Here is a 17,917-nt window from a genome sequence, read left to right as displayed (position 1 = left end):
GCTCTCCTAAGGTTAATGATGAGGGGATTTTATGTGAGTTGGGTCGCTTCCCCTCTTGGGGGGAAATACAATGTTCGGCTCTGGCTGGCTGTCGCAAACCAACCGCGCACTCGCTGCGGTTGTATCCTGCTTAATCATAGCTATAGCTATACTGCTCCGCATCCTATACCCGCAGGTATTGGAAAACGTCGGATATCTCAGCCAGAACGCGCTGCAATTGGCTTGGCCAAACACAGCATCGGCGCCGCCAGTCTACACAATCCATTTGACACCAGAATCAGCCCAGCAAACGCAGGAGCCGGTGTATCAGCGTCTCGAGCTGGCGCAAATCCTTCAAAAGCTGGGGGAGTATAATCCTGAGTTACTGATCATCGATGCCGACTTCAGAAAGGCTGATCCTGCTTCACCAACGCTGAGAAGTAGAACCTATGATACCTTGCAGCCATCCTTGCGGGCCACCTACCCAAACCATGACCTTCTGCTGCAAACCATCATCTCCCATTACCCTGTGTTGCTCAACAGTCCTTTGACCCAAGCAACAGCAGAAAAACCTCCACTTTCCAATTACATAAGGTTCTCCGAAGCTGTTGGTTTCCAAGGCGATGCACACTATGCAAAAGGCTCACCTGCCCTACTCTACAAGCTGCAGTTTGAAAGCAAAGCCAACCCGGCGCCCTCACTCGCACTGCAAGCTTGGAAGCTCTTAAATTCAGCTAAAACCGAAGATTTTCGGTTGATCCAAACGGAGCGAGGCACCTCGTTAGAAAGTGCAGAACTCCAAGTTCCCGTCACCTCAAAGGGTGAGATGCTGATTTACAACACCAGTTCATCCGGTGCCTATATTTTTGCTGCAAACGACATCCTACGTGACCAGGTCTCCTCTAAACTCTGGCCACCAGCACCAAACAGCACTTTTGTTTTGGGCACACAAACAAGAGTGTCAGAACGGCACGCACAGGCACTCCAAACGCTGCAATCTGAAAATTTCATCACCACTCCCACGTGGAGCCAATACACTGAGATTACTGCACTAATCATTTTCGGTAGCGCTGTCGTACTCGCTTCAGCAACACAAGGCTTCTGGCTTAGCCTGACCATAGCAGTCATCGCCGTACTGGCAATGAATGGTGTTGCATTTCACCAGTTCGCTCTTAACAACATAGCGCTGGAACCATTCTTCCCATCGCTCATCATTCTGCTGATTTTTGCTATCTCCTGCACAATCAGAAGAGTGACCTTCAAAAGCCACCGCAGCAAAACAACTGAGCGATTTGCAGATATTCTCGCACCCAAACAGATGCAAAAGTTGCTCACAAAATCAGAGCAACTGCCATTGGAGGGTCAACAACGTGAGATCACGAGCCTCTCAACCCGCCTGAGGCACTTTCATCGATATTATGAGGGTCTTTCCCCTCAGGATCTCGCAAGCTTCTCCAACAGCTTCCAAACCGCTCATTTGGATGAAGTCCATATCCACGATGGAACACTAAATACGCTGAATACATCTGGCCTAAGTGCCTACTGGAACGCCCCTTTGGATGATCCCTTCCATGCAGCACATGCGTGTCGGACGGCGATTGAAATGCAGAAGCAGATGAAGCGTTTTAATGTCAAAGATCGCTTCAACTTCAACCAGAAAAACATGACGGACCACGCGGTCACGCTCGATATCGGCATCTCAACGGGCCTGGCAACGCTGGGAGAGACCGGCACCAGACGCCACTTCCGATATGCCCCACTCGGAAAACCCGTTGATTTAGCTGATGATTTGGCCCGCCATTGCAAGGAGGCAGGTCACAGTCTCCTCATCTGCGAAACCACCCGCGGTCAGATGCAAGAGCTGGCAACGCTGGAGACGGTCCCTGTCAAAACCAGCCGTTATTTAATGCGTTCGTTTGCGTTACTCGGTGATCCATCCCTCGCTTTTTCAGAAAACTTCCTCAAACTCAAGAACACCCACTGCAACATGGTCTTCGCGCTCTTTGAGGAGAACGACAAGAAAAAAGCACTCACTCTGCTGGACGAATGCAAGGCCCTCTCTGACGGCGAATACAACGCCATCTATGCGGCTTTCGAGAAGTACATCCTCAGCGATCTGGCGCAGCACGAAGCGGTGAAGGATGCAGCGCAATAACAGCATTTGGCCTACAAATAAAAAGAGCCCCCGAAACTCGGAGGCTCAATAATTGGTTTAGACCTATAACGGTTAGCGCAGTTCAACCGCGTAGGTTTCCACTGGAGGCGCTGTTTTAATGAGCCCCTGCTCAATCAGAAAGTTCGCAAAGCGCTCGTAGCGGCCAATATCCAAAGCAGCTGGACGGCTCGCAAAGCGTGGCAGGGTGTCTGCCCAGGCGCGCTTGTTCAGCTCATCATCAAGGTTCGGATAGACCTCAAGGAAGCTCTTCCAGGAGTCCTGAGGATTGTTCAGCAGATAAACAGTTGCCGCCTCAATCGCGCTGATGAACTTCTTCAGGCGTGGATCATCCAGCTTGTCTTTGTGAGCAACATAGATCAGCTCATCATAAACCGGCACACCATTCTCTTCCGGATAGAACGCACGACCTTTCGCACCTTCAATTTCCATCTGGTTCAGCTCAAAGTTACGGTAACCACCAATCACCGCATCAACCTGTCCCGCCATCAAGGAAGGAGACAGCGAGAAGTTCACATTGATCAGCTCAACATCATCAGAACTCAAACCGGCATTAGAGAGCATCTTACCCAGCATCGCGCTTTCAAAGCCGGACGTGGAGTAGCCGATGCGTTTGCCCTTGAGGTCTGCAATCTTCTTGATTGGCCCGTCTTCCAGCACAATCAGCGTGTTCAGCGGTGTAGAAACCAGCGTGCCGATACGCATCAGCGGCATGCCCTCATCGATCTGCGGATGCAGTGTCTGCTGATAGGAGATCGCAATATCCCCCTGCCCGGCTGCAACCAGCTTTGGCGGCATGGAAGGATCAGCCGGCTCAATCAGCTCAACATCAAGCCCTTCCTTCTCGAAGAAGCCCCGCGCCTTCGCAACCACAATCGGAGCATGGTCCGGGTTCGCAAACCAATCGAGCAGCACAGTCAGCTTATCCGCAGCCTGCACCTGAAGAGTGCTTGCAAGCATCGCTGCACCAAACAGCATACCTAGTTTTTTCATAAGGTTACGTCCTCATACTCTGAGATCTAGATCTCTTTCTGCCAATAGATCATCCGAGAAGTGGCGAACTCAACAACTGCTCTCAGGCTCAACACCATCACCGCAAGCAAGATCAGCGCTGCAAACATGGTCGCCGTTTGCATGCGTGCGTTGGATTGCAACATGATGAAAGCCAGCCCTCCCTTTGCACCAACCCATTCTCCAACCACCGCACCAATTGGAGCGAACACTGCAGCAATCCGCATGCCTGAAGCCAAAGACGGCAGCGCAGCAGGAATGCGGATGTAGCGAAGCATTTGCCAGCGGTTGAGGCCATGCAGCTTGCCTAGGTCGAGCAGCGACTGATCCGTCCTCCGTAACCCGTCAAAAAACGTTGAGGTCACGGAAAAGAAGATCACAATCACAGCCATCACCACCTTGGAAGCAAGCCCAAAGCCGAACCACAGCACCAAAAGCGGCGCAATCGCAAATACAGGAAGAGATTGAGTTGCTGCAATTGGAGGCAGCAGAAATAGGCGCACCCGGCGAGACATCGACAGCAGTATTGCAAGCGAGGCCCCGGCACTCACGCCAAAGAGAAAGCCGAGAACGGTCTCATAGGCGGTAATGCCTGCATGATGCAGCAGGAAGGCACCCTGATTGAGAAAAGCGGTAAACACCGCCGCCGGACCTGGCAATAGAAACGGAGGAAACTCTCCAATCCGAACCACAATTTCCCAAATGGCGACAAACAGCAAAATCCCGAAAAGACTTCGCAGAATTCGTATAAAAGCTCGCTTCAGCATGTCATTTCCCAACAATGGTATTGGGCATCACAAACAGGCGGAAGAACGGAGCTCAGATTGGCTCTCTGGGAATTTTCGACACAGGACCTCCAACTACAAACTGCAGAGATGGAGATCCGGGAAGAATGGCTCAGGTCCCGTCCCTTCGCCGGCATTACCCGGATCAGGTTCAAAGGGTTTAGCTCGTGGCAATCTCAGCTTTTCGTCAAGAAAAGCACCCCTCGGAATGGCAAGGACCATGCGCGTTTCTACGGGAGTTTGCAAGCAGATTTTCGAAGGCCGGGGGACAACGCCATGAAAAAAAGCCTCAGCTCTAACAGAGCCAAGGCTTATAAAATCAATCTAACTTGCTGAAATCAGATTACTTCCAGCTCTTGATTGCCTGTGCGACAACCTTGTTGCCAGTTGTCCCTTTTTCAAAGGTCAACATTGCGCGGCGACCGCTGTTATACAGCAGCGGAACATCAATCCATTCGCGCTCAGCGAGACGCTGCAGGTTCTTTGCCTTCTCTTCATTGCTGTCAGAAAGAGCAATCCAGAACAGCGTGTCAGAAACCTTCACGGCAGCCCCATCAAGCGGATCACCAGCTTCGGATTCAGTCTTCTTCAGGATCAGGCCAGGTACTTTCTCAACGCCCTTGCCGTCAAACCCTTCCGGGAAGATGAAGTTCAGCTCCAGCAGGTGGCTTGCAGGCAGAGACTGGTCACTGTTCGGCTTCAGCGTCATCTCAACAGAGAGATTACGGGATGGAAGCGTCGCAACAGCTTTGATGACAGAGGTTCCATTAACCTCATCCAGCGTCCAGACCACATTACCGCGAGAAGCAGAACCAGCCGCACCTGGTGTCAAAGCCTCTTCATAAAGAATGCTCTGCTGTGCCACTGGAGAAATCTCAGACTCGGTGCCGATGGTCTCTGCAGGTGGAACTGAGTTTGTCTCTACACCCGCTGCCTGCTGCTCAGGCTCCTTGGCCGGCAACACCTGAGGTGCAGCACTATCATCAGCGGATGCGGAAGGAGCCGGATCAACACTGCGAACAACAGTTGGTGCAGGTGCACTTTCTGCTGGTGCCGCGCTGGAAGAGTTCCGGGTAATCCGTGTTGTCGTCACCGGTGTTGCATCTGGAGAAACTTTAGCTCCTTCATCAGATGGCAACAGACGGTCAGTGTTCTTCTTAGGTGCACGCTCTGGCTGAACCCGAAGTGGTTCATCTTCACCCGTTGGTGCGCTCTCTGGCTCTCCAGTCTCGCTGGTTTCAGCTGGCAGGATCAGAGAGAGAATGGCTTCACGCTGGCTGTAAACGCCTGCAGTCACACCCAGAATGATCAGGATGATAACAATCATGCCGACAATGCCGGATGTATTGGAAGGCTTCAGACCTTCCTCCTGCTCAATCGCGTCCCCTACGCGCTGTGCAACCACAGGCTTGCGGGAGGAAGCAGGTTTACGGCTTGTCTTTGGCTTAACCTTTGCAGGCTCGTCAATCTCGCGGCGAGCGGTTTTGTCTTTGGTCTCCAGCTTGGAGCGACGAGCTTCACCCGGAACCCATGCACGCTCTTCAGCGCTGGTCTCAACAGCCCCTTTGGTTGGCAGGGAAGCAGCAGGCTCTTTCGGCTCGCTCTCGCCCATAGAACCAAGATCAGGCTCTTTGCGCTCTTTAGAAGCTTCAGGCAGCTGGTCACGCGCCATCTGATTGGCTTGGTGAGCAGCATTGCCAAGGTCCTGCGCGGCGCGAACAGCTTCTTTAAACACATCCGCTTTGGCAGCAGGAGCTTTTGGCTCTTCGCGTGCAGGCTCTTCAGGCTTTGCGTCAGCCTTTGGCTTGTCGTCAGCTGGTGGAGGTGTTGGTGTCGCAGAAACAGGAGGAGCTGTCGGCTGCGGAGCACTTGGAGCTGGGGTGGTTTTGGACCGCCCCAACCCGAGAGACTCGCGAGCAGCTTCCGCCTCGACCTTACGAATGGCCTCTTCAAGCTTCAGCTGCTCCTCAGTGATCTGGGAGGGAGACAGTGGTGGGTCGTAACTTTTAAGTTGCTTTACAATTGCATTTCGCGCGCGTTGATAAACTGCCCGCCGTGCCGAACCAGTGTTCTCTTGTAAACCAGCTACCGCTTTTTTCAGAACGGAATTATAGTCCGCCATTTAACTGCCCATTGCCCCCAGAGCTTCACTTCACGACTTAATCCTGGAATGGATTCTGAACCAGGATTGTGTCATCACGTTCTGGGCTTGTTGATAACAGAGCGACCGGAGCACCAATCAGCTCTTCAACATGCCGAACGTATTTCACAGCTTGTGCAGGTAATTCAGCCCAGGTGCGCGCGCCTTTGGTTGATTCCTTCCAACCAGGCAGGGTCTCATAAATGGGAACAACCCGCGCCTGAGCACCTTGAGATGCCGGAAGGTAATCGATTCGCTCACCATCTAGCTCATAACCAACACAAATCTTAATTTCATCCAGTCCGTCCAAAACGTCAAGCTTTGTCAATGCAATCCCATTGATTCCGCTGGTGCAAACGGTTTGACGGACAATCACTGCATCAAACCAGCCACAGCGACGACGACGACCGGTGTTTGTTCCGAACTCATGACCACGAGTACCGAGGAACTCACCAACTTCGTTCTGCTGTTCTGTCGGGAACGGACCTTCACCAACGCGGGTGGTGTAAGCTTTGGTGATGCCAAGCACGTAATCGATGGAGTTTGGACCAAGACCACTACCAGCAGCAGCCTGACCTGCAACTGTATTGGATGAAGTTACAAACGGATAAGTGCCGTGGTCGTTGTCCAGCAGCGCGCCCTGCGCACCTTCAAACAACAAACGCTTACCTTCACGGCGCGCTTTATCCAGCATGTACCATGCTTTATCCATGTAAGGCAGGATCTTGTCTGCAACGCTTTCCAGCTCCTGATAGATGGTTTCAGGAGAGATTTCATCGCGACCCAGACCACGCAGAATTGCATTGTGGTGTGTCAGCAGACGGTCAATCTTCGCTGGCAGCGTGCTCATGTTTGCCAGATCCATCACGCGGATTGCGCGACGACCGACTTTATCTTCATAAGCAGGGCCGATACCACGTTTGGTGGTGCCGATTTTGGTGCCTGCTGGGCTTGCATCTTCACGCAGAGCATCAAGCTCGCGGTGCAGGCTCAGAATAAGAGTAGCATTGTCAGCAACACGCAGGATTTCCGGAGAGATTTTCACACCCTGAGCTTCAAGGCGCTCAATTTCAGCGACCAGTGCATGAGGGTCAATCACAACGCCATTGCCGATGACGGAAAGTTTGCCACGAACAACACCAGATGGCAGCAGTGCCAGCTTGTAGCTCGTGCCGTCAATAACAAGCGTATGACCTGCATTGTGTCCGCCTTGGAAGCGTACAACAACATCGGCTTGCTCAGAGAGCCAGTCGACAAGTTTACCCTTACCTTCGTCACCCCATTGTGACCCAACTACGACAACGTTGGCCATGGTTTTTCAGCCCTCCTGCGGCTGCCAGCGTCTTGTCTCAAAGACGCCGTCATATGATTTGCTTGTCTGTATAAAGTGGTTTGTCACCTCAGAATGCAAATCATGAGAGACAACATAAGAAACCCCGGCGTAAAAGCCGGGGCGCAGTTACAGCGCCTTATAATCTGTCACTCACTTAAATACGAGCCCTTTTCCTTCAAAATGAGGCTGAAGACTGTAATTTTTGCGATCAGAGTGAACCTCTGTTGATTGTTTTACTCGCAAATCGGGTGGTACAGCCGTAAGACCGAGTGATATTACTAGTCCTAATTCCAATTCCACATTTTTTGCAATTCCTGCAAGAAATTTCACCAAGTTGAATACGCTTTATGAACGCACAAAAACTTGACTGGCTCGCCTGGTCTATTCATCTCTTATTGGGCACCTTGTGGGGCGGCGCTTTCTTTTTCGCCAAGATCGCAGTGGCTGCGCTGGATCCCGTTACACTGGTTTTCCTGAGAGTAGCCATCGCAGCGACCGCCATGTGGTGCTTTCTTCTTGTTACCCGTCAATCTATTCCTCTCACGGCAAAATGGATCGGCAGCTTCCTTCTGCTCGGCTTCATGAACAACGTGGTCCCCTTCTCTCTCATCTTCTGGGGCCAGCAATACATTGCCTCTGGACTGGCCTCTGTCCTCAACGCATTCACGCCCATCTTCACGATGATCGTCATGCAGATACTCAGCAATGAGGAGAAGCTGACCGTCACCAAGCTGATCGCTGCAATCATCGGCATCATCGGTGTGGCAATCATGGTGGGCAGCGATGCGTTGAGCGGAGCCAGCAATCAGGTTCTACCGCAGCTCGCAGTGTTGGGCGCCGCACTCTCCTATGCCTTCGGCGCTTTTATAATCATGCGCCTTAAAAAGCTGCCCCCGGCAGCCTTGGCAACAGGCCAGTTAACCGCCTCAACCATCCTGCTTATCCCGGCCCTCATCTATATGGCCCCAACACAGCAGCTTATGGCAGCTTCCGCTCTCACATGGTCAAGCGTTCTGGTTCTCGCTCTGGCATGCACAGCCTTCGCTTACATCCTGTACTTCCAGCTCTTCAAACTGGCCGGCGCCACCAACGCAGCATCCGTCACACTTCTGATCCCGGTCAGCGCGATCATCCTCGGCGCAATCTTCCTGAATGAACGCCTGGAACCAAACCACTGGCTCGGCATGGCCGCAATCTTCATTGCGCTCCTGCTCATCGATGGCCGCCTCACCAGCCGCTGGACCAACAAACAACAAGCCACCGCCTAACAAAACGCCTCCGGCTCTGACGAACCGGAGGCAATGTCTCTTTATAGCGAAGCGCGGTAGATCAGTTGCACTTCAGATAAGCTGCCAGAATATCTCGCGCTGCCAGCAAATCACTCTTATGGATCATCTCCGTAACAGTGTGTACATACCGCGTTCCAACCACAATACCGACAGCTTTCGCACCAGCTGCAGCTTGCTGAGCAGCTGCTCCATCCTGACCACCAATCCTCAACATAGTGCGCTGATATGGGATCTCTTCTTCTTTTGCCAGCTCCTCAATGTCCTTCACAAGCTGCAAATCAGCAATGAAGGAGCTGTCTTTCACATGAAGACCAAAGCCCGCGCCCTGCACAGTTGTCCGATCCTGTTCAGAAACACCCGGTGTGTCACAAGCCAGCGTAATATCAACACCAAGCCCGATATCAGGCTGGATCGCATAAGCAGCTGTCTTCGCACCACGCAGACCAACTTCTTCCTGACAGGTGAACGCAACATAGATTTCACAGGCATGCTTCGCATCGCCGAGCGCACGCAAAGCTTCAATGCCAAGCCAGCACGCCACACGGTTATCCAGCGCCTTGGAAACCACCTTCTCACCAATCTCAATCAGCGGCTCATCGAGGGTCACCATATCACCCACTTTGACCACCTCTTTAGTCTTTTCTCCAAGACCAAGATCAATAACAAAGTCAGTTACTTCCGGTGTCTTTTTGCGCTCCTCAGGAGAGGCAATATGAATAGGCCGGCCAGCCGCATTCATCACCCCTTTCAGATCACCTTCATCCGTTGAAACCAGCACACGGCGCGAGAACAAGTTACGCGCATCAAAGCCGCCAACCGGATGCACATAGATAAAGCCTTTGTCCGTGATATGAGAAACAAGGAAGCCGATCTCATCCATATGACAGAGCAGCATGACCTTCTTCGGCTTCTCGCCTTTTTTTGCAGGCTTACGCGCATCACGTCGGCAGATCAGAGAGCCCATTGCATCCGTTTGAACATCATCAAACAGGCCCTCAATTTCCTTCAGGATAAGGTCGCGCACTCGATGCTCATGCCCAGGAACACCCGGGGTTTCGCAGAGGCGGCGCAGTAGATCAATATTCATGGTAGCTTTCAACTCAACAATGGAACCAGCCCGCATCATGAGCCTAAGTGCTCAGATAAGCAATTCCACGGAGCCTCTGACCACCGGAAAAAGAAAAGGCGGCCCGAAAACCGCCTTTTGCTAATCAATTTCAGCTAAATAGCTTAGCCCTGCTGAGGGAAGTGCAACAGCTTCGCTTGGTTCACCTGCTCAATCGCTGCAATCTCATTTACAGTCGCCTCAGCAATTTCACCATCAATCTCAACCAGACAGATCGCTTCCTCACCCTCAACCTTACGGCCAAGGTTAAACGTCGCGATGTTGATCTTCGCATCACCAAGGATGGAACCCAGCTGACCAATGAAGCCAGGCTTATCCTGGTTGGTCACGTAGAGCATGTTCTCGCCAAGCTCTGCTTCCATGTTGATGCCTTTGATCTGGATGATACGTGGCTTCTGATCACCGAAGACAGTCCCAGCAACAGAACGCTCCTGACGCTCTGTGATAACAGTCAGGCGGATGTAGTTTTCATAAGCACCATGCTGCTCACGACGAACATCTTCAATTACGATGCCGCGCTCTTTCGCAACTTCTGGCGCAGAAACCATGTTCACGGTCTGCAGCAGTGGGCGAAGAACACCGGTGAGCGCTGCAGCGGTCATCGCCTTCACGTTCATCTCGGCAACGTCACCTTCGTATTCAATACGAACCGCCTTGATGCCTGTCTCGGTTGCCTGACCAGCAAAGGAACCAAGTTGTTCTGCTAGCTTAACAAATGGCGCCAGACGCGGAGCTTCTTCAGCAGTGATGGATGGCATGTTCAGTGCGTTGGAAACAGCACCATTGACCAGATAGTCAGACATCTGTTCAGCCACCTGAAGCGCTACATTTTCCTGTGCTTCAGAAGTGGATGCACCAAGGTGAGGTGTACAAACCAGATTTGGCGCACCAAACAGAACGTTCTCTTTTGCTGGTTCTTCTGTGAACACATCAACCGCAGCACCAGCAACTTTACCGCTATCCAGCGCAGCACGCAGAGCAACTTCATCAACCAGACCACCACGAGCACAGTTGATGAGGTAAACACCCTCTTTCATCATGTCGATCGCATCCGCATCAATGATGTTGCGGGTACGGTCAGTCAGAGGCGTATGCAGTGTGATGAAGTCTGCACGCTTGAAGAGGTCTTCCAGCTCAACTTTCTCTACACCGAGATCAATTGCACGCTCATGAGAAAGGAACGGATCGAACGCAATCACCTTCATTTTCAAACCGATAGCACGGTCTGCAACGATGGAACCGATGTTACCACAGCCAACCAGACCAAGCGTCTTGGAGGTGACTTCGTTACCCATAAAGCGGGACTTCTCCCACTTGCCAGCCTGCGTGGAAACATCCGCAGCAGGGATCTGACGGGTTACCGCAAACATCATCGCAATAGCGTGTTCAGCAGTCGTAATCGCGTTGCCGAACGGGGTGTTCATGACAACGATACCCTTGGCAGTCGCTGCCGGAATATCAACGTTATCGACACCGATACCAGCTCGACCAATCACCTTCAGGTTAGTTGCCGCTTTGATGATCTTCTCGGTGGCTTTGGTTGCGGAACGGATCGCCAAACCATCGTATTGACCGATAATCTCAGCGAGCTTTTCTTTGTCCTTGCCAACGTCGGGCAGGAAATCAACGTCACAACCACGATCTTTAAAAATCTGGACTGCTTTTTCAGAGAGCTTGTCGGAAATCAGGACCTTAGGAGCCATCGGGCTAACCTTTCAAGTCAACGAAGGTACCTTCCCATCTCTTCTTTTCGGGAAACAGATACACTTCTTGCGTCAGGTTAACCGGTCACCATCAGCGACCGGAACTATCTCGTTCAGAAATTAGGATTTTAAGCGGAAACCAGCTTCGCTTTTTCAGCAGCGAAGGCGTAGTCCAACCATGGCAGCAGTGCTTCCACATTGGCAGTTTCAACCGTTGCACCACACCAGATCCGAAGACCGGAAGGCGCATCACGGTAAGCACCAATGTCAAATGCCACTTCTTCCTTGTCGAGCAGGTTCACAATCGCTTTCGCAAATGCAGCTTGTGCTTTGTCATCAAGCTTTGTGATTTCCGGATCAACAATCTTCAGGCAAACAGAAGTGTTGGAGCGGGTTGCCGGTTCAACTGCAAGGAAATCAACCCAATCGGTTTTTTCAGCCCAGTTGGTGATCGCAGCGGTGTTCGCATCAGCACGAGCAACCAGAGCCTTCAGACCACCCAGTTCTTTGGCCCAACCCAAAGCATCCAGATAATCTTCAACGCAAAGCATGCTCGGCGTGTTGATGGTCGCTCCTTCAAAGATACCGTCGATCAGTTTCCCACCTTTGGTCAGGCGGAAGATCTTAGGCATCGGCCATGCAGGCGTATAGCTCTCAAGGCGCTCTACAGCACGAGGTGACAGGATCAGAATGCCGTGAGCTGCTTCACCACCCAGAACCTTCTGCCAAGAGTAGGTCACAACATCCAGCTTGTCGAACTCAAGCTCCTGCGCAAATGCAGCGGAGGTCGCATCGCAGATGGTCAGACCCTTGCGGTCAGCCGGAATAAAATCACCATTCGGCACACGCACACCAGAGGTGGTGCCGTTCCAAGTGAAGACCACGTCGTGGTCAAAGTTAATCTCTGTGAGATCTGGCAGTTCGCCATAGCCAGCTTCAATCTTGCGCGCATCTGCAAGCTTGAGCTGCTTCATAACATCGGAAACCCAACCGGAACCAAAGCTTTCCCAGGCAACCATGTCTACTGGGCGCGCACCAAGCAGCGACCAAAGTGCCATTTCAACGGCACCAGTATCAGAAGCAGGAACAATTCCGATTTTGTAATCAGCCGGCACTTCGAGGACTTCACGAGTCAGCTCGATAGCTTCTTTCAGCTTCGCCTTACCAATTTTTGCACGGTGAGATCTGCCAAGAGGCGCACCTGTCAATACAGCAGGTGTCCAGCCGGACGCTTGGCACATGGACCCGAAGAAAAGTTCGGGTTTGCCGGCTTTGTGACCGGCATTGTCGTATTCGTCATTTTGACTACCCTTTCAGATAGGCGCCCCTCGTTGGGGAGGGGTGTCCCACCGACGGGTCTATGCGAAACGACTTATCTCGTCAACAAATGTTTTTTTGCAGAGCAACATTCAATCGACTAAACGCAGCGTACGATTAGATATATTTTGATCAGCACCCCAGTGGATAACCAATATTTCAAGAACGCTCATTTCCTAAATTTTAGACAAAAAAGAGCCTGTCATATGACAGGCTCCTGAGTACTACAGTCAACAATCAAGCTGGAGGCGCTCCAGCCTGCGACCTAGAATTTCGTAACAATCGGCTCGTCATAACCACCTTCAGATCCACCACCAAACTCATAGCGCAGACCAACACGCACTTCGTGTGCGGCCAGGTTGTCGTACTTGATGCCAGAGGTCTTACCATTGCTGGAGAATGACTTGGTCTTCACAGCACCAATGTTCAGATAGCGGTAGCCAGCATCGATCTTCCAGTTCTCATCGATTTCATAGGAAGTACCGGCCATTAGCGCCCAGGAGAAGTTCCACCAATGACCTTTAGGATACTTAACTCGGGTGCCATCAGCATTGATTGCGCGTACATTTTTCGCATTCACATAAGAGGCGCCAATACCCGCACCAACATATGGTGTGAAGCCGTTATAGTAGCCTAGATCTGCATAGACATTCCAAAGAACAGTCCAGACATCCAGGGTCGCAAACTCATCAGAGTCGCTGACAGAGCCACAAGTACCGATACAATCAGCTTTTGCAGTGAAATCCGCGTCCCATTCGTAATCCAATGTCACATCTGTACGAAGGTAGTCGTTTACGCGGTAACCAACACCCACTCCAACCACACCGGTTGGCTCAAGCTCTTCATCCTTAAACTTGATGTGGGAGAACTTGGCCTTGGGATCCTGATAAACCTTGTAGCCGATGTCGCCACGCAGATACCAACCACCACCGATCTCAACTTGCGGGAGCTCTGGCTCTTCCACGAAAACAGGTGCTGGAAGATCGGCCGCATAAGCAACTGTAGTTGACACCATTGCAGCTGCGGTCAGAGACAGCAAATTACTAAAATACTTCATGCTTATGTCCTCTCAAACGGCACCCGTCACGCAAGACGATGGCCCTTGAATAAAACCTAAGCACTTTCTACAGAGAAAGAATTACCTATAAATTAACCAGTATTCTTAACCCTAATATTTATCGTTAACAAACAACTAACAGAACATCACCAAGCAAATCTCAATTCGTTAACTTCCATTTACTTATGCAAAACGCAAACATGAGAACGAAAAAGGCGAGCACCTCACAGCACTCGCCTTTGAAATCCGATAAACTAAATTATTTCAGTTAACTAGCAGCGGCCTTTTTAACAGCATCGACAATGCTATCAACCACCTCATTCAGCAGCTTGGCATCATCCGCTTCGCCCATCACACGGATCAGTGGCTCAGTACCGGAAGCACGGATAACAAGGCGGCCCTGTTTACCAAGCTTCTCCTCACCCGCCTTGATAACCGCTTTCACAGCCTTGTCTTCAAGCGGCTTGCCACTTCCATAGCGTACATTCTTAAGGATCTGAGGCACAGGAACGAATCGGTTACAGACCTCTGAAACCGGCTTGTTCATCTTCTTCACGCAAGCAAGAATCTGAAGCGCAGCAACAAGACCATCACCTGTCGTACCAAAGTCAGACATGACGATATGACCGGACTGCTCACCGCCGACGTTAAAGCCGCCTTCACGCATCCGCTCAACAACATAGCGGTCGCCAACTTTGGTACGTTCCAGAGAAAGGCCAATACCTTTCAGGTAACGCTCCAGACCAAGGTTGGACATCACGGTCGCCACAATACCTGGTGCAGAAAGACGGCCAGCAGCTTTCCAAGATTCAGCGATCACAGCCATCAGCTGATCACCATCAACCACTTTGCTGTTCTCATCCACGATGATCACGCGGTCTGCATCACCATCCAGCGCGATACCGATATCCGCACGAACCTCATGCACTTTCTTGGCAAGCGCTTCCGGAGCAGTTGAACCGCAGTCTTTGTTGATGTTGAAGCCATCCGGGTCAACACCCAGAGGGAACACTTCCGCACCCAACTCCCATAGAATCTCTGGAGCAACCTTGTAAGCGGCACCATTCGCGCAATCAATCACAATGCGCATGCCGTTCAGGTTGAGGTCACGTGGCAACGTGCGCTTTGCGAACTCGATGTAACGGTCTTTCATGCTGTCGATACGAGTTGCGCGACCGAGTGTTTCTGGCGCTGGCAGGTTCCTGCTCATATCACTGTCAATCAGCCGCTCGATCTGCAGTTCCACCTCGTCAGAAAGCTTGAAACCATCTGGACCAAAGAACTTGATGCCGTTGTCTTCAAACGGATTGTGGCTAGCAGAGATCATTACGCCGATATCTGCACGCAAAGAGCGCGTCAACATTGCCACCGCTGGTGTTGGCATCGGGCCAAGCACAAACACATCCATTCCCATCGCAGTGAAACCTGCGACAAGAGCATTCTCAAACATATAACCGGAAAGACGCGTATCCTTGCCGATAACCACGCGATGGCGATACTTGCCACGGCGGAACACTTCGCCCGCAGCCATACCAACCTTCAGCGCAACTTCGGCGGTCATTGGCCACTTGTTCGCTGTACCGCGCATTCCATCAGTGCCAAAGTATTTTCGCGACATTTAATGTTTCCCTGAACTCACAACGCGGAGCACACCGCTTTCGATAAAATTAGTTGAAACGGTGATACACGCTTGCCCTTGTGCGGTCCTGTCAAATGATATGTCCAATTGTTACGGCTCACTTGCAAAATGACGCAGCTGCAACACAGAATAATCACCGCACTCAAGACCAAGCACTTGAGCTTGAATAACAAATGCCCGACCTAATAGCCGGGCATTTCAACTTTATTAAACACCTTTAGTAAGGCGGAGTATTAGCTCTGAGGCTGTGGGTTAAGTCCGTCTGGAGACTCACCACCACCATGCTTCTTCGCACCCGCGGTTGGAACACCGGTAGAGCGAGGAGTGGATGGAGTGTCATCACCGGTATCACGCACAGGCTGCTCACCATCGAGCATCTTGCGGATTTCATCACCGGAGAGAGTTTCATACTCCAGCAAGCCCTGAGCGATCAGGTGAAGCTGATCTTCGTGCTCACGCAGAAGCTTGTTTGCGGTCTCGTAGCCCTGATTAACAAAGCTCTTCACTTCCGCATCAACCAGCTTCTGGGTTTCATCAGAAACGCTCTGGTTCTTCGCTACGGAGTGACCAAGGAAGACCTCTTCCTGGTTCTCGCCGTAAAGCAGCGGACCAAGCTTGTCGGACATACCAAACTGGGTAGCCATTGCTTTTGCAAGCTTAGTTGCCATCTGGATATCGCCAGAAGCACCGGAGGTCACCTTCTCATAACCGAAGATCATTTCTTCAGCCACACGGCCACCCATAGCAACAGCAAGGTCAGCTTTACACTTCGCACGGGTCAGAGAAACCTGATCTTTCTCAGGCAGACGCATCACCATACCCAGCGCACGGCCACGAGGAATGATCGTTGCTTTGTGGACCGGATCAGAAGCAGGCATATGCATCGCGACCAGCGCGTGACCAGCTTCGTGGTATGCAGTCAGCTTCTTCTCTTCTTCGGTCATGACCAGCGTACGGCGCTCCGCACCCATCATCACCTTGTCTTTTGCGTCTTCAAACTCAGCCATGGTGACCAGACGCTTGGAGCGGCGCGCTGCAAGAAGCGCAGCTTCGTTCACAAGGTTCATCAGATCAGCACCGGAGAAGCCCGGAGTACCACGAGCGAGCGTATGCACATCAACGTCCGGAGCCAGAGGCACTTTGCGCATGTGCACTTTGAGGATCTTTTCGCGACCAATCACATCTGGGTTTGGCACAACGATCTGGCGGTCAAAACGGCCCGGACGCAGCAACGCAGGGTCAAGAACGTCAGGACGGTTGGTTGCCGCGATGATGATCACACCTTCGTTGGCTTCAAAGCCATCCATCTCAACGAGGAGCTGGTTGAGGGTCTGTTCGCGTTCATCGTTACCACCGCCAAGGCCTGCACCACGGTGACGGCCAACGGCGTCGATCTCATCGATGAAGATGATGCAAGGTGAGTTCTTCTTAGCCTGCTCGAACATGTCACGAACACGGGAAGCACCAACACCAACAAACATTTCAACGAAGTCAGAACCGGAAATGGTGAAGAACGGAACGTTCGCTTCACCAGCCACCGCGCGAGCGGTAAGGGTCTTACCAGTACCTGGAGGGCCAACGAGAAGCACACCGCGAGGAATACGACCACCAAGACGCTGGAACTTCTGCGGATCACGCAGGAACTCAACAATCTCCTGAAGGTCTTCCTTCGCTTCATCAATGCCTGCAACATCTTCAAAGGTCACACGGCCAGAAGCTTCGTTCAGCAGCTTGGCTTTAGACTTACCAAAGCCCATCGCTTTACCGCCGGAACCCTGCATCTGACGCATCACGAAGATCCAGATACCGAGGATCAGCAGCATTGGCAGCCAGGAAATGAGGGCGCCCAGCAAAGAGAAATTTTCAGAAGGAGGCTTCGCGTTGATCAGAACGCCTTTGTTCTGCAACACTTCAACATATTTGGCATCGCTAGGCGCATAGGTCTGGAATGTACCGCCATTGCTGTATTTGCCGGTGATCTGTTGCTCTTGGATCGTAACCTCACGGATATCACCCTGCTCAGCCTGATTAATGAACTGAGAGTAGGCAATTTCATTTGTGTTGCTTCGTGAGGTCGGATTCTGAAAGAGCTGGAACAGCGCTATCAGCAACAGACCGATAATCACCCAGAGGGCAAAATTCCGGAAATTGGTGTTCATTTCGATCCCTTTACCGCAAGGTGGCGGCGATCCTCGCACGTGTCTCTGTCAAGATCATAGCGAGCCCTAACAGGCTTTCTATGTTTTCCTGAGAATGACACAGATTCTTTCTCAGTTTTCTTAAGGCCAACGGAATTTTACCGGTTACCCCTGATAATTCAGGATTGAAGATCCGTTAATTCCGACTTTACCAGCCTCGGCGTCCT

The 17,917-nt window shown here is 51.7% G+C and carries 11 protein-coding genes, 1 pseudogene and 1 riboswitch; of the genes and pseudogenes, 2 read left to right on the top strand and 10 right to left on the bottom strand.

The window, feature by feature from the left end:
* Positions 1-70 precede the first annotated feature (70 nt).
* On the top strand, positions 71-2,134 hold the full coding sequence (locus tag JCM12308_RS09910) for an adenylate/guanylate cyclase domain-containing protein (RefSeq protein ID WP_054783594.1): 2,064 nt from the start codon (positions 71-73) through the stop codon (positions 2,132-2,134).
* Positions 2,135-2,206: 72 nt separating this feature from the next.
* Here JCM12308_RS09910 and JCM12308_RS09905 read toward each other — a convergent pair whose 3' ends face one another.
* From JCM12308_RS09905 to JCM12308_RS09885, 4 genes are all read right to left on the bottom strand, one after another.
* Positions 2,207-3,145: an ABC transporter substrate-binding protein gene (locus tag JCM12308_RS09905; protein WP_054783593.1), complete on the bottom strand. Its 939-nt coding sequence runs from the start codon at positions 3,143-3,145 to the stop codon at positions 2,207-2,209.
* Positions 3,146-3,171: 26 nt separating this feature from the next.
* On the bottom strand, positions 3,172-3,882 hold the full coding sequence (locus JCM12308_RS09900) for an ABC transporter permease (protein WP_054783632.1): 711 nt from the start codon (positions 3,880-3,882) through the stop codon (positions 3,172-3,174).
* Between the two features lie 171 nt (positions 3,883-4,053).
* Positions 4,054-4,162, bottom strand: a riboswitch (TPP riboswitch).
* Positions 4,163-4,291: 129 nt separating this feature from the next.
* Positions 4,292-6,070 (bottom strand): hypothetical protein, encoded by a 1,779-nt coding sequence (locus tag JCM12308_RS09890; protein WP_054783591.1) that lies wholly within the window; start codon positions 6,068-6,070, stop codon positions 4,292-4,294.
* Positions 6,071-6,107: 37 nt separating this feature from the next.
* Entirely contained in the window at positions 6,108-7,400 is a 1,293-nt protein-coding gene (locus JCM12308_RS09885; protein ID WP_008551258.1) for an adenylosuccinate synthase, read from the bottom strand.
* A 368-nt stretch (positions 7,401-7,768) separates the two neighbouring features.
* Between JCM12308_RS09885 and JCM12308_RS09880 the strand changes: the two genes are divergently transcribed.
* Entirely contained in the window at positions 7,769-8,689 is a 921-nt protein-coding gene (locus JCM12308_RS09880) for a DMT family transporter (RefSeq protein ID WP_054783590.1), read from the top strand.
* A 61-nt stretch (positions 8,690-8,750) separates the two neighbouring features.
* Here JCM12308_RS09880 and JCM12308_RS09875 read toward each other — a convergent pair whose 3' ends face one another.
* The 6 genes and pseudogenes from JCM12308_RS09875 to ftsH form a co-directional block, all read right to left on the bottom strand.
* Positions 8,751-9,797, bottom strand: a complete 1,047-nt coding sequence (locus JCM12308_RS09875; RefSeq protein WP_054783631.1) for a M42 family metallopeptidase — start codon at positions 9,795-9,797, stop codon at positions 8,751-8,753.
* A 143-nt stretch (positions 9,798-9,940) separates the two neighbouring features.
* On the bottom strand, positions 9,941-11,539 hold the full coding sequence (serA, locus tag JCM12308_RS09870; protein ID WP_014286934.1) for a phosphoglycerate dehydrogenase: 1,599 nt from the start codon (positions 11,537-11,539) through the stop codon (positions 9,941-9,943).
* 128 nt (positions 11,540-11,667) lie between these two features.
* Positions 11,668-12,839 (bottom strand): annotated as a pseudogene (locus JCM12308_RS09865) (phosphoserine transaminase).
* 282 nt (positions 12,840-13,121) lie between these two features.
* Positions 13,122-13,913, bottom strand: a complete 792-nt coding sequence (locus JCM12308_RS09860) for an outer membrane protein (RefSeq protein ID WP_054783589.1) — start codon at positions 13,911-13,913, stop codon at positions 13,122-13,124.
* Between the two features lie 268 nt (positions 13,914-14,181).
* On the bottom strand, positions 14,182-15,531 hold the full coding sequence (glmM, locus tag JCM12308_RS09855) for a phosphoglucosamine mutase (protein WP_008551501.1): 1,350 nt from the start codon (positions 15,529-15,531) through the stop codon (positions 14,182-14,184).
* A gap of 254 nt (positions 15,532-15,785) precedes the next feature.
* Positions 15,786-17,711, bottom strand: a complete 1,926-nt coding sequence (gene ftsH, locus JCM12308_RS09850; protein WP_014286937.1) for an ATP-dependent zinc metalloprotease FtsH — start codon at positions 17,709-17,711, stop codon at positions 15,786-15,788.
* Positions 17,712-17,917: the final 206 nt, after the last annotated feature.

The sequence above is a fragment of the Pseudovibrio denitrificans JCM 12308 genome (assembly GCF_001310815.1).
Classification (GTDB): domain Bacteria; phylum Pseudomonadota; class Alphaproteobacteria; order Rhizobiales; family Stappiaceae; genus Pseudovibrio; species Pseudovibrio denitrificans.
This window is presented reverse-complemented; position numbering and strand designations above follow the sequence as displayed.

Bases quoted from the DNA above. Each gene is read 5' to 3' on its own strand.
- JCM12308_RS09910 (WP_054783594.1), top strand. From the start codon at position 71: ATGTTCGGCTCTGGCTGGCTGTCGCAAACCAACCGCGCACTCGCTGCG.
- JCM12308_RS09905 (WP_054783593.1), bottom strand. From the start codon at position 3,145: ATGAAAAAACTAGGTATGCTGTTTGGTGCAGCGATGCTTGCAAGCACT.
- JCM12308_RS09890 (WP_054783591.1), bottom strand. From the start codon at position 6,070: ATGGCGGACTATAATTCCGTTCTGAAAAAAGCGGTAGCTGGTTTACAA.
- JCM12308_RS09885 (WP_008551258.1), bottom strand. From the start codon at position 7,400: ATGGCCAACGTTGTCGTAGTTGGGTCACAATGGGGTGACGAAGGTAAG.
- JCM12308_RS09880 (WP_054783590.1), top strand. From the start codon at position 7,769: ATGAACGCACAAAAACTTGACTGGCTCGCCTGGTCTATTCATCTCTTA.
- JCM12308_RS09875 (WP_054783631.1), bottom strand. From the start codon at position 9,797: ATGAATATTGATCTACTGCGCCGCCTCTGCGAAACCCCGGGTGTTCCT.
- serA (WP_014286934.1), bottom strand. From the start codon at position 11,539: ATGGCTCCTAAGGTCCTGATTTCCGACAAGCTCTCTGAAAAAGCAGTC.
- JCM12308_RS09860 (WP_054783589.1), bottom strand. From the start codon at position 13,913: ATGAAGTATTTTAGTAATTTGCTGTCTCTGACCGCAGCTGCAATGGTG.
- glmM (WP_008551501.1), bottom strand. From the start codon at position 15,531: ATGTCGCGAAAATACTTTGGCACTGATGGAATGCGCGGTACAGCGAAC.
- ftsH (WP_014286937.1), bottom strand. From the start codon at position 17,711: ATGAACACCAATTTCCGGAATTTTGCCCTCTGGGTGATTATCGGTCTG.